This is a genomic window from Krasilnikovia sp. MM14-A1004 (assembly GCF_047159485.1).
Lineage (GTDB): Bacteria > Actinomycetota > Actinomycetes > Mycobacteriales > Micromonosporaceae > Actinoplanes.
Genome location: NZ_AP038773.1, coordinates 484,204 through 510,376 on the forward strand (window position 1 = coordinate 484,204; position 26,173 = coordinate 510,376).

The 26,173-nt window shown below is 72.8% G+C and carries 19 protein-coding genes; 12 read left to right on the plus strand and 7 right to left on the minus strand.

The window, feature by feature from the left end:
* Positions 1-95: 95 nt before the first annotated feature.
* Positions 96-458 (minus strand): hypothetical protein, encoded by a 363-nt coding sequence (locus tag ACMCNN_RS02370; RefSeq protein WP_412744526.1) that lies wholly within the window; start codon positions 456-458, stop codon positions 96-98.
* Between the two features lie 81 nt (positions 459-539).
* The gene (locus ACMCNN_RS02375; RefSeq protein WP_412744527.1) at positions 540-983 is read right to left on the minus strand and encodes an SSI family serine proteinase inhibitor; all 444 of its coding nucleotides are present in this window, start codon (positions 981-983) and stop codon (positions 540-542) included.
* Positions 984-1,244: 261 nt separating this feature from the next.
* On the opposite strand from ACMCNN_RS02375, the gene ACMCNN_RS02380 reads away from it, so the two are divergent.
* Both ACMCNN_RS02380 and ACMCNN_RS02385 read left to right on the plus strand, forming a co-directional pair.
* The gene (locus ACMCNN_RS02380; RefSeq protein ID WP_412744528.1) at positions 1,245-1,634 is read left to right on the plus strand and encodes a VOC family protein; all 390 of its coding nucleotides are present in this window, start codon (positions 1,245-1,247) and stop codon (positions 1,632-1,634) included.
* A 90-nt stretch (positions 1,635-1,724) separates the two neighbouring features.
* Entirely contained in the window at positions 1,725-2,954 is a 1,230-nt protein-coding gene (locus ACMCNN_RS02385) for a GAF domain-containing protein (RefSeq protein WP_412744529.1), read from the plus strand.
* Between the two features lie 314 nt (positions 2,955-3,268).
* Here ACMCNN_RS02385 and ACMCNN_RS02390 read toward each other — a convergent pair whose 3' ends face one another.
* Positions 3,269-4,843 (minus strand): dolichyl-phosphate-mannose--protein mannosyltransferase, encoded by a 1,575-nt coding sequence (locus tag ACMCNN_RS02390; RefSeq protein WP_412744530.1) that lies wholly within the window; start codon positions 4,841-4,843, stop codon positions 3,269-3,271.
* 74 nt (positions 4,844-4,917) lie between these two features.
* On the opposite strand from ACMCNN_RS02390, the gene rsmI reads away from it, so the two are divergent.
* Positions 4,918-5,766 carry a 16S rRNA (cytidine(1402)-2'-O)-methyltransferase gene (gene rsmI / locus ACMCNN_RS02395; RefSeq protein WP_412744531.1) on the plus strand — a complete coding sequence of 283 codons (849 nt, stop codon included), beginning with the start codon at positions 4,918-4,920 and terminating at the stop codon, positions 5,764-5,766.
* 81 nt (positions 5,767-5,847) lie between these two features.
* On the opposite strand, the gene ACMCNN_RS02400 is transcribed toward rsmI, so the two are convergent.
* Complete coding sequence (locus ACMCNN_RS02400; protein WP_412744532.1) at positions 5,848-6,531, minus strand: hypothetical protein; 684 nt, start codon at positions 6,529-6,531, stop codon at positions 5,848-5,850.
* Positions 6,532-6,561: 30 nt separating this feature from the next.
* On the opposite strand from ACMCNN_RS02400, the gene ACMCNN_RS02405 reads away from it, so the two are divergent.
* Both ACMCNN_RS02405 and metG read left to right on the plus strand, forming a co-directional pair.
* Positions 6,562-6,864, plus strand: a complete 303-nt coding sequence (locus ACMCNN_RS02405; RefSeq protein ID WP_412744533.1) for a hypothetical protein — start codon at positions 6,562-6,564, stop codon at positions 6,862-6,864.
* 1,205 nt (positions 6,865-8,069) lie between these two features.
* Complete coding sequence (metG, locus tag ACMCNN_RS02410; protein ID WP_412744534.1) at positions 8,070-9,872, plus strand: methionine--tRNA ligase; 1,803 nt, start codon at positions 8,070-8,072, stop codon at positions 9,870-9,872.
* A gap of 3 nt (positions 9,873-9,875) precedes the next feature.
* On the opposite strand, the gene ACMCNN_RS02415 is transcribed toward metG, so the two are convergent.
* Positions 9,876-10,916 carry a hypothetical protein gene (locus ACMCNN_RS02415; protein WP_412744535.1) on the minus strand — a complete coding sequence of 347 codons (1,041 nt, stop codon included), beginning with the start codon at positions 10,914-10,916 and terminating at the stop codon, positions 9,876-9,878.
* Between the two features lie 99 nt (positions 10,917-11,015).
* On the opposite strand from ACMCNN_RS02415, the gene ACMCNN_RS02420 reads away from it, so the two are divergent.
* The 6 genes from ACMCNN_RS02420 (at position 11,016) to ACMCNN_RS02445 (ending at position 16,784) form a co-directional block, all read left to right on the plus strand.
* Positions 11,016-11,918, plus strand: coding sequence for a TatD family hydrolase (locus ACMCNN_RS02420; protein WP_412744536.1), 903 nt, complete (start codon positions 11,016-11,018; stop codon positions 11,916-11,918).
* A gap of 106 nt (positions 11,919-12,024) precedes the next feature.
* Positions 12,025-12,915, plus strand: coding sequence for a 16S rRNA (adenine(1518)-N(6)/adenine(1519)-N(6))-dimethyltransferase RsmA (gene rsmA, locus ACMCNN_RS02425; RefSeq protein ID WP_412744537.1), 891 nt, complete (start codon positions 12,025-12,027; stop codon positions 12,913-12,915).
* Positions 12,912-13,487, plus strand: a complete 576-nt coding sequence (locus tag ACMCNN_RS02430) for a Uma2 family endonuclease (protein WP_412744538.1) — start codon at positions 12,912-12,914, stop codon at positions 13,485-13,487. The genes rsmA and ACMCNN_RS02430 overlap by 4 nt, the downstream gene beginning before the upstream one ends.
* The gene (locus ACMCNN_RS02435; protein WP_412744539.1) at positions 13,484-14,431 is read left to right on the plus strand and encodes a 4-(cytidine 5'-diphospho)-2-C-methyl-D-erythritol kinase; all 948 of its coding nucleotides are present in this window, start codon (positions 13,484-13,486) and stop codon (positions 14,429-14,431) included. The genes ACMCNN_RS02430 and ACMCNN_RS02435 overlap by 4 nt, the downstream gene beginning before the upstream one ends.
* A gap of 7 nt (positions 14,432-14,438) precedes the next feature.
* Positions 14,439-16,244 (plus strand): ABC-F family ATP-binding cassette domain-containing protein, encoded by a 1,806-nt coding sequence (locus ACMCNN_RS02440; protein ID WP_412744540.1) that lies wholly within the window; start codon positions 14,439-14,441, stop codon positions 16,242-16,244.
* A 78-nt stretch (positions 16,245-16,322) separates the two neighbouring features.
* The gene (locus tag ACMCNN_RS02445) at positions 16,323-16,784 is read left to right on the plus strand and encodes a DUF4383 domain-containing protein (protein WP_412744541.1); all 462 of its coding nucleotides are present in this window, start codon (positions 16,323-16,325) and stop codon (positions 16,782-16,784) included.
* Positions 16,785-16,887: 103 nt separating this feature from the next.
* Here ACMCNN_RS02445 and ACMCNN_RS02450 read toward each other — a convergent pair whose 3' ends face one another.
* Both ACMCNN_RS02450 and ACMCNN_RS02455 read right to left on the minus strand, forming a co-directional pair.
* Positions 16,888-17,490, minus strand: coding sequence for a TetR/AcrR family transcriptional regulator (locus ACMCNN_RS02450; protein ID WP_412747026.1), 603 nt, complete (start codon positions 17,488-17,490; stop codon positions 16,888-16,890).
* 160 nt (positions 17,491-17,650) lie between these two features.
* Entirely contained in the window at positions 17,651-18,607 is a 957-nt protein-coding gene (locus ACMCNN_RS02455) for an acyl-CoA desaturase (protein ID WP_412744542.1), read from the minus strand.
* 419 nt (positions 18,608-19,026) lie between these two features.
* Here ACMCNN_RS02455 and ACMCNN_RS02460 point away from each other — a divergent pair, with 419 nt between their 5' ends.
* The gene (locus tag ACMCNN_RS02460) at positions 19,027-26,169 is read left to right on the plus strand and encodes an SDR family NAD(P)-dependent oxidoreductase (RefSeq protein ID WP_412744543.1); all 7,143 of its coding nucleotides are present in this window, start codon (positions 19,027-19,029) and stop codon (positions 26,167-26,169) included.
* Positions 26,170-26,173: the final 4 nt, after the last annotated feature.

Genomic DNA, 26,173 nt, shown 5'->3' on the forward strand with positions numbered 1-26,173 from the left:
ATCGGAACGAAGCACGGGCGGCCCGCAGGCGCGTGGCCTGCGGGCCGTGATGTCGCTGAGGTGCCGGTCCGCCGCGGCGGACCGTGGAGCCGTGCCTACTCCGGAGTGCCGACGTTCGTCACGAGGTCGATGACCTCGAGCAGGACGGGCGGAGTGCCGGGGACGCCGTCCATCGTGACGACCGTCTTGTCGGTGCCGTCGCTGTAGTGGGTGACGACCTCGTAGCGGTGCCGGTCGCAACACGGGTTCGACGGCAGGTAGATCGGCGCCAGCGTGCGGTACTGGGGGGTGGCGGCCAGGCTCAGCGCCTGGGCCGCGCGCTCGTCACGGGTGGTCGTATCCACCGAGAACAATTCGGTACGACCGGTGAACCCGCCCGACTGGGTCACCGAGATGGATTCGGTGTACGCCGTCTCCGCCGCAGCGGCGGGGTTGGCGGCGATCAAGGCGGTAGCCATGGCACATGCAACGGCCAGGGCACGGAACAACTGCTTCATTGCATCGTCCTTTTCTGCGCGTGAATTGATCGGGCGGATGGTTCAGAAATCGAATACGTCGCCCGTGGCGTGCAGCAGGACGCAGCGGTTCGAGAAAGTCTCGCGGTAGGCGACGGGATTCCCCTCCCACGTGCCGACCGCGATGGCCGTGACCGGCTGGTACTCCCGGGTGCAGAAGCCGCCCTCGTCGGCGAGCTCGGCGATGTCACCGTCGACCCCGCGCAGATCGTTGCAGGCAGAGCTCGGGGCTTTGTGGCTGCCGCCGTCCGGGTCGCACTCGAGGGTGGCCAGCCGGGGAGGGACGCCGCTGTGGTCGGCGGGGAGCACGGCGAGCACCAGCGTGCTGTCGGGTGCCGGGGCCGTCGGCGCCGCGGCGGCGGGAGTGCCGGGGGCGATCAGCGCGGCCGTGGTGGACAGGCTGGTGGCGAGAATCCCGATGTGGTGAATGGGGACCACGATTTCCTCCTTGTGGAAGGCGTAGCTCATCGGGGGGCATCCTTCTTGTGGAGGGCGCGCCCGCGAATCGCTTGATTGGATCGCCCACACGCTAAGGCTTTTCCGGGGAAATCGTCAACTTGACCAGTTTATAATCGTCAATACAATGCGACTTTTTAATGTCATGGGCGCGTGGCCGCACCGCGAACCGGGGGTGGGTTCAAGGGAACTTCACATCGGAGCGATCACCCGCGGCGCTCCGGACGCGCGGCGCGGCGTGCGGTCTCCGGCAAACTGGGGCAGAGTGCTCACATGCTTGGACGTACCTCGAAGCACTGGTGGGGCGTTGTCCTCGACGCGCCGGATCCGCTCGCCCTCGCGCGCTTCTACGCCGACCTCATGGACTGGAAGATCGTCAAGGACGAGCGCAACTTCGTCGGCATCGCACCCATGGGCGAGCATGTGGAGTATTTCGCGTTCCAGCAGGCCACCGACTACGTGCCGCCCGTCTGGCCGGCGCAGGCCGGGCGGCAGCAGATGATGATGCACCTCGACATCGAGGTGCCCGACCTGGAAGCGGCGGTCGCGGCGGCGCTGCGGGCAGGTGCGCGGCTGGCGGACCACCAACCCCAGGACACGGTACGGGTGCTCCTGGACCCCGCCGGGCACCCCTTCTGCCTGTACGTCGACCCCGAGGCGTGAGTGGCCCGGGCCGGACCGGCAATCCGGTGCGAAATGCGAATACTGCTACTTTCCGATGGTATGTCTTGGGTCTGCCCCTGGAGGTGACCCATGCAAGCCCCACTGCCCGCCAACGAAGCGGACCGGCTAGCCGCGCTCTATGGGCTCGGTGTCCTGGACAGCGCACCGGAGAAGGACTTCGACGACATCGTGGCGCTGACCGCGTCCGTGTGCGACGTACCGACGGCGCTGGTCTGCCTGGTCGACACCGACCGCCAATGGTTCAAGGCCCGGGTCGGCACGGACCTCGCCGACATGTCCCGCGACCTGTCGTTCTGCGCCCACGCGATCCTCGGTGACGACCTGCTGATCGTGCCGGACACCCGGAAGGATCCGCGCTTCGCCGACAACCCGGCCGTCCTCGACCACGACGGGATCCGCTTCTTCGCGGCGGCACCGCTGATCACCACCGAAGGTTTCGCGGTGGGTGCCCTGTGCGTCTTCGACATGCGGCCGCGCGGCCTCGACGACGACCAGACCGCCGCACTCCGGGCTCTCGCCCGGCAGGTCACCGGCCAGCTGGAGCTGCGCCGCTACGCGATAGCGCTCGCCAGCACCACGGCCCGGCTGCAGGAACTGGAACGCCGCAAGGACGACATCGCCAACCTCGTGTGCGGGCCGTTGCGGGCGCCGATGCGCCTCATGGGCGAGCACCTGGCGGAACTCGGGCGTACCGGGCGGCACGATCCGGAGCTGGCCGATCTCGTGGGACGGGCCACGTCCGCCCACGTCCGCGGGTTCACCGACCTGCTGGAGCACCTGACCACGCTGGCCCAGGTGGGCACCGAGAACGAAAGCCTGCACATGCGGCAGGCCGACCTGACCCAGCTGACCCGGCGGGCCGTCGACGCGGTCCGGCCGATCGCGGCGACCAAACACATCGGGATGCTCGACCAGTCCGACGGCGTCAGCCTGCCCATCGTCGCCGACCCCGTCCGGCTGGAGCAGGTACTCACCCACCTGCTGTTCGCGGCGGTGAAGTACACCCCGCCCGGCGGCCGGGTCCGGGTCGGCACGGAGGTGGAGTCGGGCCCGACCGTACGCATGGATGACATGGATCTGCCCGACGGGATGCGGCCGGACCTGTTCCCGCACCTGTTCTACGGCGCTATCGCAAACCCGACAGACCTGCCCGGCCCGGACCACGGCCTGGCGGTCGCGAAGCGGATCCTGGACGCGCACCACGCCACGGTGGCGCTCTCCGACCGGCCCGGCGACGGCACATCCCTGCACGTCGTGTTCCCGTTCGCCCGGCAGGAGGCCGATCTCTTCGTGGCCTGAGGCGCGATGGCCGTGAGGGCCCACCGGGACGCCGTCGCGTGACGCGGGGAAGGTCCCCAGGTGACGATTCCGCAACGCGGGCGCGGCGCCCGTTGTGCCCGTCACGGAGTCTCGTTAAGCTTCTCCGTGCGCGCCCCTATCGCCCGCTTCCCCCGTGGCAGGCGATCGGGGCGCGTCTCTATTTCTGCCAGCTCTATTCCTGCCGGCGGCCCACGCGGGCCGGCCCACTCGTTCGACGCCCTCGGGCCGCCCGGCAGTCATCGACCCGCAGCCGGGCCCGATTCCCGGACGGGCGCGCCGCCGACAGTGGACCCTCAGATCCAGCGACTTCCCAGCCACATCCGCGCCGACCACGAGTCATACGGAATGGACTGACCCACGAAGATCGGGTGGAAGTAGGCGAAGCAGAGCGCCACGAGCAGCACGTACACGCCGGCCATGATCGTTCCCACGAGCTGCCGGTCCGTACGGGCCGCGCCCGTCGCCATCCCGCTCGGCGGCGTCATGATCGCGCCGAGCGTGTAGACGACCGCCAGGATGAGGAACGGCAGCGCGGGCAGCACGTAGAAGGCGAACATCGTCCGGCCGTCGGCCACCGCGTAGTAGAACCAGGGCAGCATCCCCGCCACCACGCCGGTGCCGATCGCGAACGCCCGCCAGTCCCGGCGCGCGATGCCGAACCACACCAGCGCACCCAGGGCCGGCAGGAACGACCACCACAGGATCGGCGTGCCCAGCAGCAGGATCTCGGCGGCGCAGCTCGGCGCCCCGCACTTCGCGTCGCCGTTCCAGTAGAACGCCACCGGCCGGCCCAGCAGCAGCCACTGCCACGGCCACGACTGGTACACGTGCTTGTCTGTCAAACCGCTGTGAAAGCTGTACGCCTCAAGGTGATAGTGCATGAGGTTGAGCAGCGCGCCCAGCACCGGCGGCTCGCTCAACCCATTCGCCTGCCGGTAGTGCCGGAAGTAGCCGGTGTTCGTGACGAACCAGCCCGTCCACGTCGCCAGGTAGAAGATCACCGTCAGGACGAAGCTCAGGATCAGCCAGCCCAGGTCGCCGAGCAGCGGCAGCCCCCAGCGGCGCACCCCCGCCGAGCGCCGCGCGCCGAACCGCCACACCACCACGAGCATCGCGAAGAACGGCGCGAAGAACAACGCGCTCCACTTCACCCCGCAGGCCAGTCCGAACAGCACCCCCGCGACCAGCAGCCACCACGGCACCGACCGCGGCAGCCGCCGCGCCGTCGCGGGATCCCATCCGCTCTCCAGGGCCTGCAGCCACCGCCGCCGGTACGCGTCCCGGTCCAGCACCATCGCCGCGAACGAGGCCAGCACGAACAGGCCGAGGAAGATGTCCAGCAGCGAGGTGCGCGACAGCACCAGCTGGAAGCCGTCCAGCGTCATCAGCAGCCCGGCCGTGCCCGCCAGCACGATCGAGTGGAACAACCGGTACGCCACCCGGATCAGGATCAGGATCATCAGCGTGCCGGCGATCGCCGCCGGCACCCGCCAGCCCAGCTCCGTGTTCCCGAACACCTTCTCGCCCAGCGCGATCAGCCACTTGCCCAGCGGCGGATGCACCACGTACGCGGGCCCGTTGGTCTTCTCGTCCCACTCGACGCCGTGCTGGAGCATGTCCCACGCGTCGGTCGGGTAGTACACCTCGTCGAAGATGTAGCCCTTGGGCTTGCTCACGTTCCACAGCCGCAGGATCGCGGCCACCGCCACGATCACCACGGTGACCACCCACGAGTACGGGTTGAGCCAGTCCTCCAGCGTCGCCAGCCGCCGCCGTACGGTCTCGGGCACCCGCCGGGCGCTGCCCGGCTCGGCCTCGGGCACGTCCGGGGTCGCGATGTCGGTTTCAGCAGTCGGCGCCGCAGTCACCCCGCGATCGTAGGCTGCCCGCCCACGCGACGGTGCCCGGAGGCGGCGCGTCGGACGTGTGGTGCACTTTCGGAGTGACGGAGGAAGACACCGGCCGCGTCGTGCTCGTCGGCGCGCCCCTGGGCAACATCGGCGACGCGTCCACCCGGCTGCGGGAGACCCTGGCGACCGCGGACGTGGTCGCGGCCGAGGACACCCGCCGTCTGGCCCGGCTGGCCCGCGACCTCGGGATCGGCGTCGCCGGGCGGGTGGTCTCGTACTTCGAGGGCAACGAGGAGCGGCGTACCCCCGAACTGGTCGAGGCGTTGCGCTCCGGAGCGGTCGTCGCGGTGGTGACCGACGGCGGCATGCCCAGCGTCTCCGACCCCGGCTACCGGCTCGTCCGCGCGGCCCTGGACGCCGGGTTCCCGGTCACCGCCGCGCCCGGACCCAGCGCGGTCACCACGGCGTTGGCGCTGTCCGGCCTGCCCAGCGACCGGTTCGTCTTCGAGGGCTTCCTGCCGCGTACCCCCGCCGGGCGGCGGTCGCGGTTGCGGGAGCTGGCCGCCGAGCCGCGTACCCTGGTGTTCTTCGAGGCTCCGCACCGGATCACCGGGGCGCTGGCCGACCTCGCCGCCACGTTCGGGCCGGAGCGGCCCGCCGCGGTCTGCCGGGAGCTGACCAAGACGTACGAGCAGGTCCGCCGGGGCGGGCTCGGCGAGCTGGCCGCGTGGGCGGCCGAGGCGGAACCCCGTGGCGAGATCACCGTCGTGGTGGCGGGGGCGAGCGCGACCCCGCCCGCGCGGCCCGCGGACGCGGACCTGCGCGCGGCGGTTGCCGAGCGGGAGGCCGCGGGCACGTCGCGCCGCGATGCCATCGCGGCCGTCGCCCACGAGTACGGCCTGCGCAAACGCGAGGTGTACGCCCTGATCCACGCCAACTGACAGCCCGGCGGTTCGCTGGGCCACCGTGCCGACTCGTACCGGGCGGTTCGCGGACTGGATGTCCGCCATGGTGTCGGTGGATCAGTAGGCGGCGGCCAGGAAGCCGAGCAGCAGCGCCAGCGGGCAGGCGATGCTGAGGAGGAGCGCGCCGAGCCGGGCGCGGGGCTTCTCCAGCCGACGCGCCCCGGTCAGGCCGGCGATGCCCACGCCGCACAGCAGCACCAGCACGAAGCCGAGTGTCCAGCGCAGCTGCACCAGCACGCCGGTCTCGCCGACGTACGCCTGTCCGCCGTCCAGATTGACCATCCGCGCGGGGGAGACCGCACCGGGAGCGCGCTGCTCGCCGGTGACGCCGAGCAGGGTCACCCGGTCCACCCGCGAGAAGCCGTCGCCCGACGCGAACTGCCCGAAGCAGCGCTGGCCGATCCCGTCACCGGTGCACCGGGTCACCGTCGCGCGGCCGTTCACGTCGTGCCCGACTGCCAGCCAGAACGGCTCGGCGCTGACCCAGGCGAAGAACGCCGCGACCAGGCCGAGGGCCACGAGCGCGGGCAGGCCGGACCGTGGGCGGCGCGGTGCGCGCATCCGGTGCCGTGGTGGCACCCCGATCGGGGACGGCCGCTCGGGCTCCGCCGTGGCCGCTCGCCGGGCCCGCTCCTCGTCGGACAGCCAGAAGGTCGACGTCTCCAACAGCGCGGCCGCCCGGCCCTCCGGCCCATCCTCGTGCGTGCCTGCCTGCTGGGTGGCTAGTCGATCGCCCTGCATGGGGACAGGCTCCGTGGCCGGTCGATCGCCTTGCACGGGGACAGGCCGGGCGACCGGTCGATCGCCCTGCACGGCGGCGTGCTGAGCGGCCTGCCCATCGCCGTGCCTGCCTGCCTGCCTGTGCACCTGGCCAGCGGCCTGGTCGTTCGCCTGGTCGGCGGCCTGGTCGTCCGCCTGGCCAGCGGCCTGGTCGTTCAGGCTGGCGGCCTGCTCGGTGGGCTGCCTGGCGTTCGGTGGCCCGGTGGGTGCCGGCTGCAGTGGCGCCGGGCGGTGCGCTGCCACTCCGGCCGGTGGCGGGGCGACCTGCGGGGGCGCGGCCTGTGCGGTGGGTGAGGCTGCCGCGCGTGGCTGGCCGGGTGCGTTCGGCGTGGTCCGGGCTGCCGCCGGCTCCGGCAGGAGCATGACGTCGGGTATGTCGGCCCCGTCGGCCGCGGGCGCCGCGGTATCGGTGGTCGATGGGCGCTTGGTGCCAGCGGTGGTCCCCCTCGGGGAGCCGGCCGCGGCCCGGGTGACCACCGCGCCCGCGACGGCTCCCGCTGCGGGCTCGGGGGACCCCGGCGACCCGACGGGATTGAGGCGAACGTGGTCGACCACCTGGTGTTGGCGCTCCGCGGCGACGTGGGGCCTGGCACTCCCGATCTTGGGGAACTCAGCGGTCACCGCGTCGAGTGCGCTCGGCACCGGCATCGGCACCGGGACGGGGGCCGGGGTCGGCGGGGTGATCGTCGGCGACGCGGCCGTATCCGTGGCCTGGGCCGACGGCGGCAGCGGCCCTCCAGGCCCCGCCCCATGGGCCGCCGCAGGGGCCGCCGGACCAGCGGGCGGTCGCCCGCTCGGGCCAGCAGTCGGGCCAGCGGGCGTCGGGTCAGCGGTCGGGCCTGCGGGCGTCGGGCCAGCGGTCGGGCCTGCTGCCGTCGGGCCAGCGGTCGGGCCTGCTGCCGTCGGGCCAGCGGTCGGGCCTGCTGCCGTCGGGTCAGCGGTCGGGTCTGCAGTTGGGCCCGTGGGCGATCCAGCGGTCGGGCCAGCAGGGCGGCCGGCAAGCGATTCACCGGTCGGGCCAGCGGGCGATGCACCGGTCGAGCCAGTGGACGGGCCGACGGGCGAGCCGGTGCGCGGGCCAGCGGACGGATCGGTATGCGCGCCGGTGGGCGGCGTGGGCGTGGCCCGGGATGTGCGAGTGGGTGGGGCCGGGGCTGCCGACGGCGCGGGGGTGACGGCTTCGGCCGGAGGCGTTTCCGGGGCCGCATGCCGGGGCGGCGGAGGCCAGAGCGGGGGGCGAGGCGGGGCCGCGGTCGTGGCGGCGCCGGAGGTCCGGCCGGGCTCGCGGTCGGCCCCGGTATGCCGCCGCGCAGCGTCGTCTGGGGCCGCCTCGCCCTCACTGCGCGGTGTTTCCCCTGGCTGCGGCGCGTCTGCAGTCACCGCACCATTGGACTACGCGGCACGGTGGCTAGCACGCTCCTGATGGGGCGTGTCGGGACAAATCAGACCCCTGCTATCCGTTCGCGCGGCGTGTGCGGCGGTCACTACGCTGGAGCACCATGAGCCACGTTCTCGCCGCGGTCGCCTGGCCGTACGCCAACGGCCCGCGTCATATCGGTCATGTCTCCGGCTTCGGGGTGCCCTCCGACGTGTTCAGCCGGTACATGCGGATGGCCGGTCACGATGTGCTCATGGTCTCGGGCACCGACGAGCACGGCACCCCGATCCAGGTCCAGGCCGACGCCGAGGGTGTCACCCCGCGCGAGCTGGCCGACCGGTACAACCGGGTGATCGTCGAGGACCTGCACGGCCTCGGGCTGTCGTACGACCTGTTCACCCGGACCACCACCGGCAACCACTACGCCGTGGTGCAGGAGCTGTTCAGCGGGCTGCTGGACAACGGGTACATCGTCCGCAAGACCACGCTCGGCGCGATCTCCCCGTCCACCGGCCGGACCCTGCCCGACCGCTACATCGAGGGCACCTGCCCGATCTGCGGGTACGAGAGCGCCCGCGGCGACCAGTGCGACAACTGCGGCAACCAGCTCGACCCCGAGCAGCTGATCAACCCCCGGTCGCGGATCAACGGGGAGACCCCTGAATTCGTCGAGACGGAGCACTTCTTCCTCGACCTGCCCGCCTTCGCCGAGGCGCTGGCCACCTGGCTCGACGCCCGGGAGGGCTGGCGGCCCAACGTACTCAAATTCTCCCGCAACCTGCTCGACGACCTGCAGCCGCGCGCGATCACCCGCGACCTGGAGTGGGGCGTACCGATCCCGCTGGAGGGTTGGCGCGAGCGCAACGACAAGCGCATCTACGTCTGGTTCGACGCCGTGATCGGCTACCTGTCGGCGTCCATCGAGTGGGCCCGGCGCACCGGCGACCCGGAGGCGTGGCGGCAGTGGTGGTCCGCCGACGGGCAGGGCAAGGACGCGAACGCCTACTACTTCATGGGCAAGGACAACATCGTCTTCCACTCGGTGATCTGGCCGGCCCTGCTGCTGGGTTACTCCGGCGCGGGCGACAAGGCGGGGGAGCCGGGGCGGCTGGGCAAGCTGAACCTGCCCACCGAGGTGGTCTCCAGCGAGTACCTGACGATGGAGGGCCGCAAGTTCTCCTCGTCGCGCCGGGTGGTCATCTACGTGCGGGACTTCCTGGAGCGCTACGACGCGGACGCGCTGCGGTACTTCATCGCGGCGGCCGGCCCGGAGAGCAACGACACCGACTTCACCTGGGCCGAGTTCGTGCGGCGCAACAACGACGAACTGGTCGCGGGCTGGGGCAACCTGGTCAACCGGTCGATCTCGATGGCGGCGAAGAATTTCGGCGCCGTACCCGAAGCGGTAGAGCTGACCGACGCGGACCGCGAGTTGCTCGCGGTGGCCGAGGCGGGTTTCGCCACGGTCGGTGACCTGATCGGGCGGCACCGGCAGAAGGCCGCGATCGGCGAGGCCATGCGGGTCGTGGCCGAGGCCAACAAGTACCTGTCGGAGCAGGCGCCGTGGCAGCTCAAGGACGAGGCGTCCAAGCCGCGGATGGGTACGATCCTGCACGTCGCGCTGCAGGTGGTGCGCGACGCCAACACGCTGCTGACGCCGTTCCTGCCGCACTCCGCGCAGAAGGTGCACGAGCTGCTCGGCGGCACCGGGGTGCACGCGCCGATGCCGTCCATCCTGGAGGTCGAGGACCTCGACGGCGGGCCGGGCTACCCGGTGCTGATGGGCGACTACACGGTGGGCGCCAAGTGGGAGCGGGTCCCGCTGGTGGCGGGTACGCCGCTGGCCGCGCCCAAGCCGGTGTTCCGCAAGCTGGATCCGTCCGTTGTGGACGAGGAGCTGGCCCGCCTGGAAAGTGCCGAGTAGGGCTCAGATCGCGTACGGCAGGTCCGCGATGTGGTGCCCCTCCAGCTCCCGCATCGGGGCCCACGCCTCGTACACGCCGCGCTCGTAGCAGCGGGCGCCGGTGTCCACCAGCGCCTCGGCGTCCGGGCGGATCAGCCGCAGGCGTGCCCAGCTGTCGTCGCGCTGCAGCACCCAGCACGCCGCGCCGCGCCAGGTGGCCTGCTCGGCGCGGCGGCTCAAGGTGGTGACGGGGTACCGTGCGGCCCGGGTCAACGCCCGCACCCGGAACTCGCCCGGCGGGTCGGCGACCGCCTCGTACTCGTGCTCCTCCATGCCGGCCTGGCCCACCAGGCGGGCGGACGGGGTGTCGGTGCACGGCACGTACTCGCGGTCGGGGCTCACGCCGGGCAGGCCGTCGAGCAGGTGCCGCCAGCGCGGCCCGGCCAGCCGCAGCCAGCCGTGCTGCTCGGGCTGGTACGTGTACAGCACCACTTCCTCGCCGCCCGCCGGGTACGCCAGCAGTTGCGCGTTGGCCGGCAGTGGCAGGTCGGCGAAACCGGCGGTGATGTACTCCGGGATCAGGTCGTCGGCGCTCGGCGTGAAGCCCGTGCCCAGCACCAGTGCGCCGACGCGGCCGTGCGCGGGCAGTGTGGACAGGCCCGGCTGGGCGGGCGCGCACGGGATCTCGTAGTCGCTCGGGTCGACCGCGCGCCAGCGCAGCGCGTACGTCACCGCGGTGTCCATGGTGCCGTCGGTGCGCAGCAGCGCCAGCTCCTCCGGGCCCGGCAGATGCGCGAGGTCACAGGCGCGGTAACAGAAGCCGTACGGCAGCCAGCCGCCGAGATGTCCGGCGAGTTGCGCGGCCGACAGGACCTTCACCATACGGGTGCCGCGGTGTACCGCCGCGGTCGCGCGGATCCGGCTCAGAATCGGATCGTCCCGGTGCGCCGCGGACTGGCTCCACCGCTGTACCGTCGCCCAGTTCAGGTCCCGTTGCAACGGCGCCATCAGCGGCGGCTCCAGCGGATCGACGCTGACTGCGCTCTGCTCACCCGTCACGGTCACCCTCGGCACATTAAGTGATGTTCATTGATTCCGGGTAAATTCTCGGTTGCCGCAGTGCTGGTGAAAGAACTCTCACCCGGATGTGTGATGCTGGGCCGGATGAGCACCGCTTCGCCCGCCGAATCCCGCCGCGCCCGTGCCCGCCGCCGCGCCGGGGAGTTCCCGCCCGCGCCCGATCCGCTGGCGGTTCCGGTCTTCGACAGCCACACCCACCTCGACATCACGGTGCACGAGGCCGGGGTGCCCGGCGGTGCCGGATCTGGGGCCGGGGACCCGGTCGAGGCGCTCATCACGGCCGCCGCGAAAGTCGGCGTGGACCGGCTCGTGCAGGTCGGGGTCGACGTGGCGTCCTCGCGGTGGGGCGCGGAACTGGCCGCCCGCCACCCGGCCGTCCTGGCCACGGTGGCGCTGCACCCCAACGAGGCGCCGATTCTGGAGGATCTCGACGAGGCGCTGCGCGCCATCGAGGCGCTGGCCGCCGAACCCCGGGTCCGGGGGATCGGCGAGACCGGGCTGGACACGTTCCGTACCGGCGAAGAGGGGCGTGCCGCGCAGGAGGAGAGTTTCCGGGCGCACATAGCGATCGCCAAGCGGTACCGCAAACCGCTGGTCATCCACGACCGCGACGCCCACGACGACGTGCTGCGGGTGCTGGACGACGAGGGCGCCCCGGACACCGTGGTGATGCACTGCTTCTCCGGCGACGCCGACTTCGCCGGCGCATGCGTGCGCCGGGGCTACCTGCTCAGCTTCGCGGGGGTCGTGACCTTCGCCAGCGCGGGGAACCTGCGGGCGGCGGCCGCGGTCACCCCGCCCGAGCAGATGCTGGTGGAGACGGACGCGCCGTATCTGACGCCGATGCCGTACCGGGGGCAGCCCAACGCGTCGTACCTGATCCCGCTGACCGTACGGGCGCTGGCCGAGGCCGCGGGCGCGGACCTGGACGCGCTGTGCGCCGCGATCTCCGCCACCGGCGAGCGGGTGTTCGGGCCCTGGCGGTAACCGGCGCCCACCCCGCGCTCGGCCCGGCCCGTGCGCGCCTGGTGGGTGGACCGGCCTGGCGAGGTGCGCGGCAGGCACCGGTGGGGCGGCCGTAGGCTGTGGCCTCATGGCGGACGCACTGCTCGGCCCGGCGGAGATCCGGGAGCTGGCGGCGCGCCTCGGCGTCTCGCCGACCAAGAAGCTCGGCCAGAACTTCGTGCACGACCCGAACACCGTCCGGCGCATCGTGGCCGCGGCGGGGCTCACCGGCGACGACGTGGCGCTGGAGGTGGGGCCCGGGCTCGGGTCGCTCACCCTCGGCCTGCTCCCGGTGGCGGCGCACGTGCACGCGGTGGAGATCGACCCGGTGCTGGCCGCGGCGCTGCCCTTCACGGTGGCCGCGCGCGCTCCCGCCGCGCGGCTGACGGTGCACCCGGCCGATGCCCTGCGGATCACCGCCGACAAGCTCGACCCGGCGCCGACGATGCTGGTGGCGAACCTGCCCTACAACGTGGCCGTCCCGGTCGTGCTGCACCTGCTGGCGGAGCTGCCCACGCTGCGCGGTGGGCTGGTGATGGTGCAGAAGGAGGTCGCGGACCGGCTGGTCGCCGGTCCCGGCTCCAAGGTGTACGGCGTCCCCTCGGTCAAGCTGGCCTGGCACGCGCACGCCCGCCCGGCGGGCCGGGTACCCCCGGCGGTGTTCTGGCCCGTCCCGAACGTGGACTCCGGGCTGGTCGCCTTCGCCCGCCGCGACGCGCCCGCCGACGTCGACCGGCGCGCGGTGTTCGCGGTGGTGGACGCGGCGTTCGCGCAGCGCCGCAAGACCCTGCGGGCCGCCCTGAGCGGCTGGGCCGGTGGCGCCGACAACGCCGAGCAGGCCCTGGTCACGGCTGGGATCAACCCGCAGGCGCGGGGGGAGTCGCTGACCGTCGGGCAGTTCGCCGCGATCGCGGCTGCCGGAATCCAGCACGGGTACGGCGGTAAGCTCAGCGGGACGCGCGAGGAGGTGGACCGATGACCGCCGAGACAGCCGGCCACGTCATGTGGTCACCCGACCCGGTCCGGCAGCGGCTGGCCACATACACCCTCGAAGACGTCCTCAAACTGCCCGAAGACGCCCCCCGCGTCGAGCTTCGTGATGGAGTCATGATCGTGGTTCCCTCCCCCACGGCCGGGCATCAGAAGATCGCCAACCTGCTGTGGCTGTGGCTCTATCAGCAGGCCCCGGGGATCTTCGAGCCGTCGACCGCCGTCGGCGTCGTCGTCGGCATCGGCGACACACTTGAGCCGGACGTGCTGCTGCTGCGCCGGCCGGTTCCGGAGGACCGGCACTACTTCCTGCCCTCGCAGGTCGCCATCGTGGCCGAGGTGGTGTCGCCCAGCACGAAGCGCCGGGACCGGCTGGAGAAGCCGGCCGAGTACGCCGCGGCGGGTATCGCGCACTACTGGCGGATCGAACAGAACCCGCTGCACGTCTACGCGTACGACCTGCGGGACGGGCGGTATGAGCTGGTCGCCGACTCGGAGACCGAGCTGGTGCTGACCGAGCCGTTCGAGATCCGGCTGCCGATCCGGGACATCACTCCGTGACCGAGGCGTGGGGGCCGGACGACGACAAGCCGCGCCGCTCGGCGGGCCCGGTCCGGGTCCGGGTCCCTGCGAAGATCAACCTTCATCTCGGCGTGGGTCCGCTGCGCCCGGACGGCTACCACGAGCTGAACACCGTCTACCACGCGATCAGCCTGTTCGACGAGCTGACCGCCCGCCCCGGTGACACCCTCACCCTGACCATGGAGGGCGAGGGCGCCGGTGAGCTGGCCCTCGACGAGAGCAACCTGATCATCCGGGCAGCCCGCGCCCTGGCGACCCAGGCCCGCGTGCCCGCGCACGCCCGGCTGCACCTGCGCAAGTCGATCCCGCTGGCCGGTGGCCTGGCCGGGGGCAGCGCCGACGCGGCGGCCGCGCTGCTGGCCTGTGACCTGCTCTGGGGCACCGGGCTGTCCCGCGACGAGCTGGGCGACATCGGCGCGACGCTCGGCTCGGACGTGCCGTTCCTGCTGCACGGCGGCACCGCGCTGGGCACCGGTCACGGTGAGGCGGTCAGCCCGATCCTGGCCCGGCCCACGACCTGGCACTGGGTGGTGGCGATCGCGGACGGCGGCCTGGCCACCCCGGAGGTCTACCGCGAGCTGGACCGGCTGCGCGAGGGCGGTTCGGCGCCCCTGCCGCTGGGCCCGGCGGACGGGCTCATGGCGGCGCTGCGCCAGCGTGACCCGGCGGTGCTGGGCGCCGCACTCGCCAACGACCTGCAGGCCGCCGCGCTCGCGCTGCGCCCCCACCTGGCCGACGTGCTCAAGACCGGCGCCGAGGCGGGCGCGCTCGCGGGCATCGTCTCCGGCTCCGGGCCGACCTGCGTCTTCCTCACGGCCGACGGCGCGCACGCCCAGACCGTGGCGGCCGCGCTGGCCGACGCCGGGGTGTGCCGCGAGGCGGTCACCGCGCGCGGGCCGATGCCGGGGGCGCGGGTAATCTAGTCGGATCGTGGCCAACATCGTCAATCTGGACCGGGTCGGCAAGGGGTACGGCGCCGCCGGTCAACTGCTCACCGACGTCTCCCTCGGGCTGGACGACGACGCCCGCGTCGGCATCGTCGGCCTCAACGGCGCGGGCAAGTCGACCCTGCTGCGCATGCTGGCCAAGGTCGAGGAGCCGGACTCGGGCCGGGTCACCCACCGCCGGGACCTGCGGGTCGCCGCGCTGCCCCAGACCCTGAACCTGGCCGCCGAGGCCACCGTCCGCGACGTCGTGCTGGGCACGGCCTGGCTGGCGCAGGGGATGGGCGCGGAGCACGAGTGGGCGGGCGACGCCGGGGTCCGGGCGATCCTCGACGGGCTCGGCATGGGCTACCTGGGGTTGGACACCCCGGTCGGGCCGATGTCCGGCGGGGAGCGGCGCCGGGTCGCGCTGGCCGCGCTGCTGGTCCGCGAGGCCGACCTGCTGATCCTGGACGAGCCCACGAACCATCTCGACGTGGCGGGCGTCGACTGGCTGGCCCGGCATCTGCTGTCCCGGCGCGGCGCACTGGTGGTGGTCACCCACGACCGCTGGTTCCTGGACGCGGTGTGCACCGCGACCTGGGAGGTCGTCGACGAGCGGGTGCACACGTACGAGGGTGGCTTCGCGGCGTGGACGCTGGCCCGCGCGGAGCGGCAGCGGGTCGCGGCGGCGGTCGAGGCGCGCCGGCAGAACCTGCTCCGCAAGGAGATCGCCTGGCTGCGCCGGGGCCCACCGGCGCGTACGTCGAAGCCGCAGTTCCGCATCGACGCCGCGAACGCGCTGATCGCGGACGTGCCGCCGGTGCGCGACACGGTCAGCCTGCAGCGGCTGGCGGTGTCCCGGCTGGGCAAACAGGTGTACGACCTGGAGAACGTCGCCCTGCGGGCCGGCGAGAAGACGATCCTGAGGGACCTGACCTGGCAGGTGGGCCCGGGGGACCGGATCGCGATCCTGGGCGCCAACGGGGCGGGCAAGACCACCCTGCTGCGCCTGCTGGCCGGGGTACGGACCACGGACGGCGGGCGGCTGGTCACCGGCGCGACGGTGCGGCCCGCGTTCCTGTCGCAGGAGCTGACCGAATTGCCCGGGGATCTGCGGCTGCTGGAGGCGGTCGAGGAGGTCGCCAAGCGGGTCCGCCTGGGCGACCGCGAGATGTCGGCCGCCCAGCTCGCCGAGGTCTTCGGCTTCACCGACAAGCGGATCTGGACCCCGGTCGGCGACCTGTCCGGTGGTGAACGCCGCCGCCTGCAGCTGCTGCGGCTGCTGGCCACGGAGCCGAACGTGCTGCTGCTCGACGAGCCCACCAACGACCTGGACACCGACACCCTGGCGTCGCTGGAGGACCTGCTGGACTCCTGGCCGGGCACGATGATCGTCGCCAGCCACGACCGCTACCTGGTCGAACGCGTCACCGACACCGCGTACGGGATGCTCGGCGACGGGCGGCTCGTGCATCTGCCCGGCGGCGTCGAGGAGTACCTGGTGCGGGCCGCGGCGCGGGGTGCGGCCGTCCCGGATGCCGCGCCGGCGGTGGCGTCGGCTGCCCCTGCCCCGGAGTCGGGGATGTCGGCCGGGGAACTGCGGGCCGCCCGCAAGGAGCTGACCCGGCTGGAGCGCCAGCTCGGCAAGCTGGAGCAGCGCATCCTCACGATCAACGAGAGCCTCGCGGTGCACGGCGCCGACTACGACAAGATCGTGGAGCTGGACGCCCAGCTGCGCGCCGCGCAGTCGGAACGGGCGCAGGTGGAGGAAGCCTGGCTGGAGCTGGCCGAGCAGGTCCCGGATCACTGATCCGGGGGTGCCCCTGCGCGCCGTCGGGCGATACGCGAGAATCGGCGGGAACGACACCCGAGCTGGAGAACGGACACCATGGCGCACACCCCGGTCAACCACCCGCTGCGGCCTGTCTACCGCGCCATCGGCGCCCTGATGGGCGTCTACCTGGTCGTGTTCGGCGTGGTCGGGTTCATCGTCACGGCCGACGAGGGCCTGTTCGGCACCTCCGCCGACAAGGTGCTGGGCCAGGACACCAACCTGTTCTGGTCGATCGTGTCGCTGGTGCTCGGCGTGATCGTGCTCGGCGCGACCGCCCTGGGCAACAACCGCGACGCCGCCGCCTACACGTTCGTGGGCTGGGGGCTCATCGTGGTCGGCGCCTACTCGCTGGCGGTGCTGCGTACCGACGTGAACGTCCTGGACTTCGACATCGCGACCATTGTCGTGAACTGGTTCGTCGCGCTCTGCCTGATCATGTCGGGCCAGTACACGAAGGTCGCCCCGGCGAAGCTGGCTGGTGCCCCGCGCCAGGTCCGCGAGGGCGCCGCGGCCTGAGGCCGCATCCGGCGCTGTCCGCGCCGGGGCGCGGAGAACGTCCGCGCCGCGCCCGGTTTCCGGGCGCGGCGTCGTGCGTCAGCGCGGGCTTTCGGATGCGGCGTCAGCGGGGCTTGCGGGTGCGCAGGGCCGGCTTAGCCTCCAGGTGGGACAGCCCGTTCCAGGCGAGGTTGACCAGGTGGGCGGCCACCATGTCCTTCTTCGGCTTGCGGGCCTCGCGCCACCACTGCCCGACCAGCGCCACCATGCCCACCAGGGCCTGGGAGTACAGCTCGGCGAATTTCGGGTCGAAGCCGAGCCGCTTGAACTCGGCGCCGAGGATGTGCTCGACCTGGTGCGCCACGTCGTTCATGACGCTGGAGAAGTTGCCGCCGGGCGACAGCACGGGTGACTCGCGGACCAGCACCCGGAAGCCGTGCGGCTCCTCCTCGATGTAGTCCAGTAACGCCAGGGCCGCCTGTTCCAGCAGCTCCCGCGGGTGTCCGGCGGTCAGCGCACGGGCGATGCGGTCCAGCAGGGAGCGCACCTCCCGGTCGACCACCACGGCGTAGAGACCTTCCTTGCCGCCGAAGTGCTCGTAGACGACCGGCTTGGACACCTTCGCCCGGGCGGCGACCTCCTCGACGCTGGTGGCGTCGAAGCCGCGCTCGGCGAACAGCTGGCGGCCGATCGTGATGAGCTGCTCGCGACGCTGCGCGGCGGACATGCGGACCCTGGAGGCCGGGGGATTGCCGGTCGCCGTGCGGGCAGCGCGGGCACGGCGACCGCGCGGCTCGGTGCTGCTGGTGTCGTCCTGATCGGTCACCCGGACATCCTGCCAGTCGGGGCCGACATTCACGGCTCCGAACGGCCCGTCGCGGCGGTAACTATGACTGGGCCTTCACCATCTTGGCCGCGAGCCGCTCCGGGCGCGGCCACTTGACGTCGTGCACGGCGCCGAACTTCTCCAGGATCCAGATGAGCCGGGCGGAGATGTCGATCTGGCCGCGGAGCACACCGTGCCGGGCGCAGGTCGGGTCGGCGTGGTGCAGGTTGTGCCAGCTCTCTCCAAAGGAGAACAAGGCCAGCGCCCAGACGTTGGACGCCCGGTCACCGGCGCGCATCTCGAACGGGCGCTCGCCGTACACGTGGCAGACGGAGTTGATCGACCAGGTGATGTGGTGCAGCAGGCCGATGCGCACGATGCCGGCCCAGAAGAACGCGGACAGCGCGCCCTGCCACGACCAGGTCACGAGGCCGCCGATCAGCGCGGGGCCCAGGGTCGAGAAGATCACGATCGGCAGGAACGCCTGGTCGACGCGGCGGATGTCGCGGTCGGCCAGCAGGTCGGGGGCGAAGCGGGCCCGGTTGGACAGCTCGCGGCTGAACATCCAGCCCAGGTGGGCGTGCCAGAGGCCGCGGGTCAGCGCCCAGTAGCCGGTGCCGAAGCGCCACGGCGAGTGCGGGTCGCCCTCCAGGTCGCTGAAGGCGTGGTGGCGGCGGTGGTCGGCCACCCACTGGATGACGTTGCCCTCGATGGCCAGCGAGCCAGCCAGCGCCAGCACGACGCGCAGCCAGCGCTTCGCCTTGAAGGAGCCGTGCGTGAAGTACCGGTGGAATCCGACCGTGATGCCCAGACCGGACACGAGGTAGAAGACCGACCCGATGGCGACGTCCGTCCACGAGAGCCATCCACCCCAGGCGACCGGCACCGCGGCGAAGACCGCCAGGAACGGCACGATCACGAACGCGTACAGCGCGATGAGCACTCCGCGCTGCTGCGGGCCCTCGGTCAGCGGCTTGGGGCCGGCCTGGGGTGCGGGCTCGACGAGCACGGAAGTCATGGCACCTCACACGGGGGAAAGCTCGGGGGAGCTAGATCAAGAAGCTACGGCTACGTCACCGTAACCTACGCAACCGTAACTCAGCCAGGGACGCTTGCCCACGGATGGCGGGAAGCGCTTCCCGAATCGCTACCCGTCGCAACGGGCTTGCACCCGTGCGGCACAGTGGTGGAAATTCTGATGAACGTCGATGTGTCCCCACGTAAGCCGACCGGTCAGGGTGCGCTCCCGACGGAAGAACTGCACCTTGTCCATCGAGATGGTGTAACCGCGTTGTAATCAGTTGTGACTAGCTTCCTTGCCGAAGCAGATTCATGTATTGAGATCTATAGATTTAACGCAGCTCCACCGCCCGCCCCACCCACCCGCACCTCACAGACACCTCGCCCCTGCCGCCGCGCCCACGAAGCGGGAGTCCGATGAGTACTGCCCTCGATCCGAACCGTCTGGTCATCGCCGTCACCGGCGGCGCGGGCCTGGACGCCAGCCCACACGCCCTCACCGCCGCCGTCCGGGCGGGTGCGCTGGGCGTACTCGATCTCGGCGCCGGTGACTCCTGGTCCCTGCGCACCCTGGCCGACGCCGCCCGACGGGCCACCGGTTTCGGCGTACGGGTCACCGCGGCCTGCGCCGCCACCCCCGCCGAGCTGGCCGAGGTCGCCGGCCCGGCGGTGAACCTGATCATCCTGGCCGCGGACAGCCCGTGGCCGGTCGCCGAGCTGGCCCGCCGCTACCAGGTACTGGTGGAGGTCACCGACCTCGCCGAGGCGTGGGCCGCCGCGTCCGCCGGCGCGCACGGGCTCGTCGCCCGGGGCATGGAGTCCGGTGGCCGGGTCAGCGAACTGAGCGCGTTCGTCCTGCTCCAGCAGCTCGTAGCGGAGGTCGAGCTGCCGGTGTGGGTGGCGGGCGGCATCGGCCCGGCCACCGCCGCGGCGTCCGTGGTGGGCGGCGCGGCCGGCGTCGTGCTCGACACCCAGCTTCTTTTGCTCCCTGAGTCCACATTGGTCGATGATGTTGCGATTCTGTTGCGCCGTATGGACGGCACGGAGGTCGTGACCGAGGGCGGCCGGCGGGGCCTGCGCCGCGGCAACGACCTGCTCCCCATCGGGCAGGACGGCTGGCTGGCCGCCGAGTTCGCCCGGCGCTGGCCGGACACCGCCGCCGCGATCCACGGCGTCCGTGACGCCGTGCGGGACGCGGTGCGCCACCCCGAGGCCGGGGCGGCGCTGCGGGCCGGTGCCCCGCTGGCCCGTACCCTCGGCGTCGACCTGCCGGTCGCGCAGGGGCCGATGACCCGGGTCAGCGACGAGGCCGGATTCGCCGCCGCGGTGGCCGACGCGGGCGGCCTGCCGTTCATCGCGCTGGCCCTGGCCAACGCGGAACAGTCCCGCCGCATGCTCACCGAGGCGGCCGCCGCGCTGGGTGACCGGCCGTGGGGCGTGGGCGTGCTCGGCTTCGCCCCGGACGCGCTGCGGGCCGCGCAGATCGAGATCATCCAGGAGATCAAGCCCGCGGTGGCGATCATCGCGGGCGGTCGGCCCGCCCAGGCCAAGGGCCTCGAAGCGGCGGGCATCAGCGCCTTCCTGCACGTGCCCTCGCCCGGCCTGCTGCGCCAGTTCCTGCAGTCGGGCTCGCGGAAATTCATCTTCGAGGGCGCCGAGTGCGGCGGGCACGTCGGGCCGCGGGCCAGCTTCCCGCTGTGGGAGGCGCAGCTCGCCGTACTGATGGAATTCCTCGCCGACCAGCCCGCCGGGACCGCCGCGGAGTTGCAGGTCTTCTTCGCCGGTGGGGTGCACGACGAGCGCTCCGCGGCCATGGTCGCCGCGCTCGCCGGGCCGCTGACCCGCCGCGGCGCCCAGGTGGGCGTGCTCATGGGCACGGCCTACCTGTTCACCGCCGAGGCGGTCACGCACGGCGCGATCCAGCCGCTGTTCCAGCGGGAGGCCGTCGAGGCCACCGGTACGGCGCTGCTGGAGACCGCGCCCGGCCACGCCACCCGCTGCCTGCCGTCCGGGTTCGTGGACGACTTCCACCACCTGCGCGAGGAGCTGGAAGGCGCGGGCGTGGAGAACCGCGTCATCTGGGAACAGCTCGAACTGCTCAACGTCGGCCGCCTGCGGATCGCCAGCAAGGGCCTGCGCCGCGACGGCGACACGCTCGCCCACGTGGACGAGCCCACCCAGGAGGCCGAGGGGCTGTTCATGGCCGGGCAGGTCGCCGTGCTGCGGCACGCCACGACCACGGTCGCCGAGCTGCACACCCAGGTCACCACCGGAGCCGCCGCGCTGCACGCCGGCCGGGTCGCCGCGGCCCGCACCGACCTGGGGCTCGACGCGGACGAGGCGGCGGCACCCGCCGTGCCGCTGGACATCGCGATCGTCGGCATGGCCTGCGTCTTCCCCGGCTCGCCGGACCTGCCCGCCTTCTGGAACACGGTGCTCGGTGGCAAGGACGTCGTCCGCGAGGTCAGCCCCGACCGGTGGGACCCGGAGATCTACTACGCCCCCGAGGTGGGCCCCGGCCAGGCCGGGCGGATCACGGTCAGCAAGTGGGGCGGGTTCATCGACCCGGTGCCGTTCGACGCCATCAAGTACGGCATCCCGCCGGCCGCCCTGGCCAGCATCGACCCGACCCAGCTGCTGGCCCTGGAGATCTCCCACCGGGCCCTGGTCGACGCCGGGTACGCGTACGACTCGGGTGCGGACCACTCGCGGACCGGGGTGGTGTTCGGGGCCGAGGCGGGCAGCGACATGAGCCAGACCCAGACGCTGCGTACCCTGCTGCCCGGCTACCTCGGCGACGTGCCGGAGCAGATGGAGAGCCTGCTGCCCACGGTCACCGAGGACACCTTCCCCGGCGTACTGGCCAACGTCATCGCCGGGCGGGTCGCCAACCGGCTCGACCTGGGCGGCCCCAACTACACAGTGGACGCCGCCTGCGCCTCGTCGCTGGCCGCCATGGACGCCGCCTGCAAGGAACTCCTCGCCGGCCACAGCGACCTGATGATCTGCGGCGGTGCCGATCTGCACAACGGCGTCAACGACTATCTGATGTTCACCTCGGCGCACGCGTTGTCGCCGACCGGGCGCTGCCGCACGTTCGACAGCACCGGCGACGGCATCGCCCTCGGCGAAGGGGTCGCCGCGGTCGTGCTCAAGCGGCTGTCCGACGCCGAACGCGACGGCGACCGCATCTACGCGGTCGTCAAGGGACTCGGCGGGGCCAGCGACGGGCGGGCCCTCGGGCTCACCGCGCCGCGCGCGGAAGGGCAGCGGCGGGCCCTGGACCGGGCGTACGAGTCGGCCGGGGTCACCCCGGACCGGGTCGGGCTCGTCGAGGCGCACGGGACCGGCACCGTGGTCGGCGACCGTACCGAGTTGGAGACGCTGACCCGGCTGTTCACCGAGTCCGGCGCCCGGCCCGGCGGGGCGGTGCTCGGCTCCGTGAAGTCCCAGATCGGGCACACCAAGTGCGCCGCCGGGATGGCCGGGGTGATCAAGGCGGCGCTGGCCGTGCACACCGGTGTCAAGCCGCCGACCATCAACCTGACCCGGCCCAACCCGGCGTGGAGCCCGGAGACCAGCCCGTTCGCGTTCCACACAGAGGCACGGCCGTGGGCCGCGCCGGCCGCCGAGCGGCTCGCCGGGGTCAGCGCGTTCGGCTTCGGCGGCACCAACTTCCACGTGGTGCTGGCGGCGCACGCGCCCACCGCGGATCCCCGGCACGGCCGGGACGAGTGGCCCGCCGAGCTGTTCCTCTTCCGGGGCGCCGACCGGGTGGCCGCGCGGCGCGGCGTACAGAAGATGCTGGACCGGCTGAGCGCGGCGCCGCAGGCGCGGCTGCGTGATCTCGCGGCCGCGGCCGCGCGCGAATCCGACCCGCGCACCGGCGCGGTGCGGATCGCGGTCGTCGCCTCCGACACCGCCGACCTCGCCGACCTGCTGCGGCGGGCGCTGCAGGGCGAGCACGATCCGCGTACGGGACTGCACCAGCCGACCGAAGCCGACGGTACGGGCAAGGTCGCGTTCCTCTTCCCCGGGCAGGGCAGCCAGCGGCCCGGCGCCCTGAGCGACCTGTTCGTCGCGTTCCCCGAGCTGCGGCAGTATCTGCAACTCGGCCGGGAGTACGCCGACCTGCTGTTCCCGCAGACGGCGTTCGACGAGGCGACCGAGCAGGCCCAGGCGGATCTGCTCCGGGACACCCGGGTGGCCCAGCCGGTGCTCGGCATCGGCGGGCTGGCCGCCGACCACGTGCTGCGCCGCCTCGGCGTGCGCCCCGACATGGCGGGCGGGCACAGCTACGGCGAACTGGTCGCGCTGTGCACAGCGGGCGCGTTCGACCCGGCCACGCTGCTGGAGCTCAGCCGCGAACGGGCCGCCGCCATCCTCGGTGCCGCCGGCGACGACCCGGGCACGATGGCCGCGGTCGGCGGCTCGGCCGAGCAGGTCACCGCCGCGCTGGACGCGGCCGGGCTGACCGGTGAGGTGGTGCTGGCCAACCACAACGCCCCGAACCAGGTCGTCGTCTCCGGGCCCACCGACGCCGTCGGCCGGGCCACCGCCGCGCTGAAGGCGGCCGGGCTGCGGGCCCGCGGTATCCCCGTCGCGTGCGCGTTCCACAGTCCCGTGGTGGCCGGTGGCGCGGACACCTTCGCCGCGGTGCTGGCGGACCGCCGGGTCGCGGCGCCCAGCCTGCCGGTGTGGTCGAACCGCAGCGCGCAGCCGTACCCGGCCGACGCCGGGGCGGTGCGGGAGGGGCTGGCCGCGCAGATCGGCGCGCCGGTCCGGTTCGTCGAGCAGATCGAGGCCATGTACGCCGCGGGTGCCCGGATCTTCGTGGAGGCGGGGCCCGGACAGGTGCTCGGGCGGCTCGTCGCCGACATCCTCGGCGACCGGCCCCACCAGGTCGTCGCCGTCGACGGACGGCCCGGGCAGGGACTGCCTGCGCTGCTCACCGCCGCCGCCGAGCTGGCCTGCGCCGGGGTTCCCGTGCAGACCGGCTGGCTGTACGCGGGGCGTGACGTGGCACCCGTCACGCCCGCCGGCTCCGACAACCGTCCCATCTGGACCGTCGACGGCCAGGTGGTGCGGGACCGCAACGGGGACTGCCTGCCCGGTGGCATGACCCCCGCTCGACGAATCGAGGAGTTCACGATGACCGCAGCAGGCGGGGCCGAGCCCGGCCGCGACTCCAGGGGCGAGCTCGTCAGCGAGTTCCTGCGTACCAGCCGCGACCTGATCGCCAGCCAGCGTGACGTGCTGCTGGCGTTCCTGGGCGACGGCTCCGGCGGGCGGCTCGTGTGGCAGCCCGACACGGTGCAGCTGGAAGCCGCGCCGGTCACCGCGCTGGCACCGGCGCCCGTGGCGGTCGTGGCGCCGGTTGCGCCCGCACTGCCGGATGTCGTGGCGGCGCCCGCCGCGCAGGTGGCCGTCCTGGCGCCCGCCGCGCCTGCGCTGGATGTGCAGGGCGCGGTGTTGACGGTGATCAGTGAGCGGACGGGGTATCCGGAGGAGCTGATCGAGCTCGATCTGGATCTGGAGGCGGATCTGAGCGTCGACTCGATCAAGCGGGCGGAGGTGGCCGGGGAGGTGGCGAACCGGCTGGGTCTGTCGGTGGAGGGTGACGAGTCGGAGCTGGAGGATCTGGTGAAGGCCCGTACGGTGCGGGCGATGGTGTCCTGGCTGGACACCCGCATCAACGTCGCCGCGCTGCCCGTCACCGCGCCCATCATCGCGACCGTCGCGGCGGCCCCCGTGCTGGATGTGCAGGGTGCGGTGTTGACGGTGATCAGTGAGCGGACGGGGTATCCGGAGGAGCTGATCGAGCTCGATCTGGATCTGGAGGCGGATCTGAGTGTCGACTCGATCAAGCGGGCGGAGGTGGCCGGGGAGGTGGCGAACCGGCTGGGTCTGTCCGTGGAGGGTGACGAGTCGGAGCTGGAGGATCTGGTGAAGGCCCGTACGGTGCGGGCGATGGTGTCCTGGCTGGACACCCGCATCAACGGCGGCCCCGAGCCGGTGGCGGCCTCGACCGCGCCCGAGCAGGTGGCTTTGACCGCCGCCCCGCCCGCGCCCGCGATCGCGGCAGCCAACCCCGGTATCGCACCGCAGCGCCTCATCGGAATCGTCGAACCCGCACCCGTGCCCGCCGACGCCGCCGACCTGGCCGGTGCCCGCTTCCTCATCACCGGCGGCGCCGCCGTCGGGGCGGCCCTGGCCGGACAGCTCGCCGAACGCGGCGCGACCGGTGTGTCCGCCGGCATGGACGCCGACCCGGACGGGATGGACGGCATCGTCCTGCTCGACGGGCTCACCGACGGCACCGGCCCGCTGCTGCCCGACGCGTTCGGCTTCGTCAAGCGGGCCGTCGCCGCGCTCACGGCGACGACGTCGACCGGGCCGCGCTGGCTGATCGCGGCCGGTCCCGAGCCGGGTGGCCCGCGTACCGACGGCCTGCCGGGGCTGTTCCGCACCCTCGCCCGCGAATGCCCCGAGGTGGTTGCCCGCTACGTGCAGGTGCCCGCCGACGCCACCCCCGACGAGGTGGCCCTGGGACTGGTCGAGGAGCTGGGCGACGCCGCGTCCGCCCCGGTCGTGTACCGGCGCGCGCAGGGGCGGCAGACGGAGCAACTCGTCTCTGCCGGGCTGGGCGTGCTCGCCGACGGCGGCGCCGGGCCCGCCGGGGAGGGGGTCGCCGAGGCGCAGGCGATCGGGCTCGACGCCGACTCGGTGGTCGTGCTGATCGGCGGCGCGCGGGGCATCACCCCGTGGTTCGCCCGCACGCTCGCGGGCGGCGCGCGGTGCCGGATCGAGCTGGTCGGGCGTACTCCGCTGCCGCAGACCGACGAGGACCCGGAGCTGGCCGCGGCCACCGACAAGGCCGCGCTGCGGGCCACCCTGGCCCGGCGCGGCATGCGGTCGCCCGCGGACATCGACCGGACCGCGTCGGGCATCCTGGCCGCCCGCGAGGTCGCCGCGACCGTCGCCGAGCTGAGCGACCTCGGCGCGCAGGTGCGCTACCACTGTCTCGACGTCCGCGACGACGAGGCCACCCGCCGGCTGATCAAACGGATCCACGACGAGTACGGGCGGATCGACGGGCTGGTCTACGCCGCCGGGATCATCGAGGACAAGCTGATCGCCGACAAGGACCCCGAGTCCTTCGCACGGGTCTTCCGTACCAAGGTCGACGGGGCGCAGTCCGTGCTGGACGCGCTCGACGGCTGCGGCGCCGCACCGCGGTTCGTGGTGCTGTTCGGCAGCATCGCGGCCGCGTGCGGCAACCGGGGGCAGAGCGACTACGCGGCGGCCAACGACGCCCTGGACACCATGGGCGCCCGCTGGTCCGCCGAGACCGGTAACCGCGCGCTGACCGTGCACTGGGGACCGTGGGCGCCGGTCGGGCTGCACGCCGGGATGGTCTCGCCCGAGCTGACCGCCGAGTACGCCCGCCGCGGCATCGGCCTCATCGACCCCGAGGAGGGCGCGCTGAGCCTGCTGCGCGAGCTGGCCTGGGGCGATCCCGGCACCACCTCTGTCGTCTACACCGCCTCGGGCTGGTAGGCGC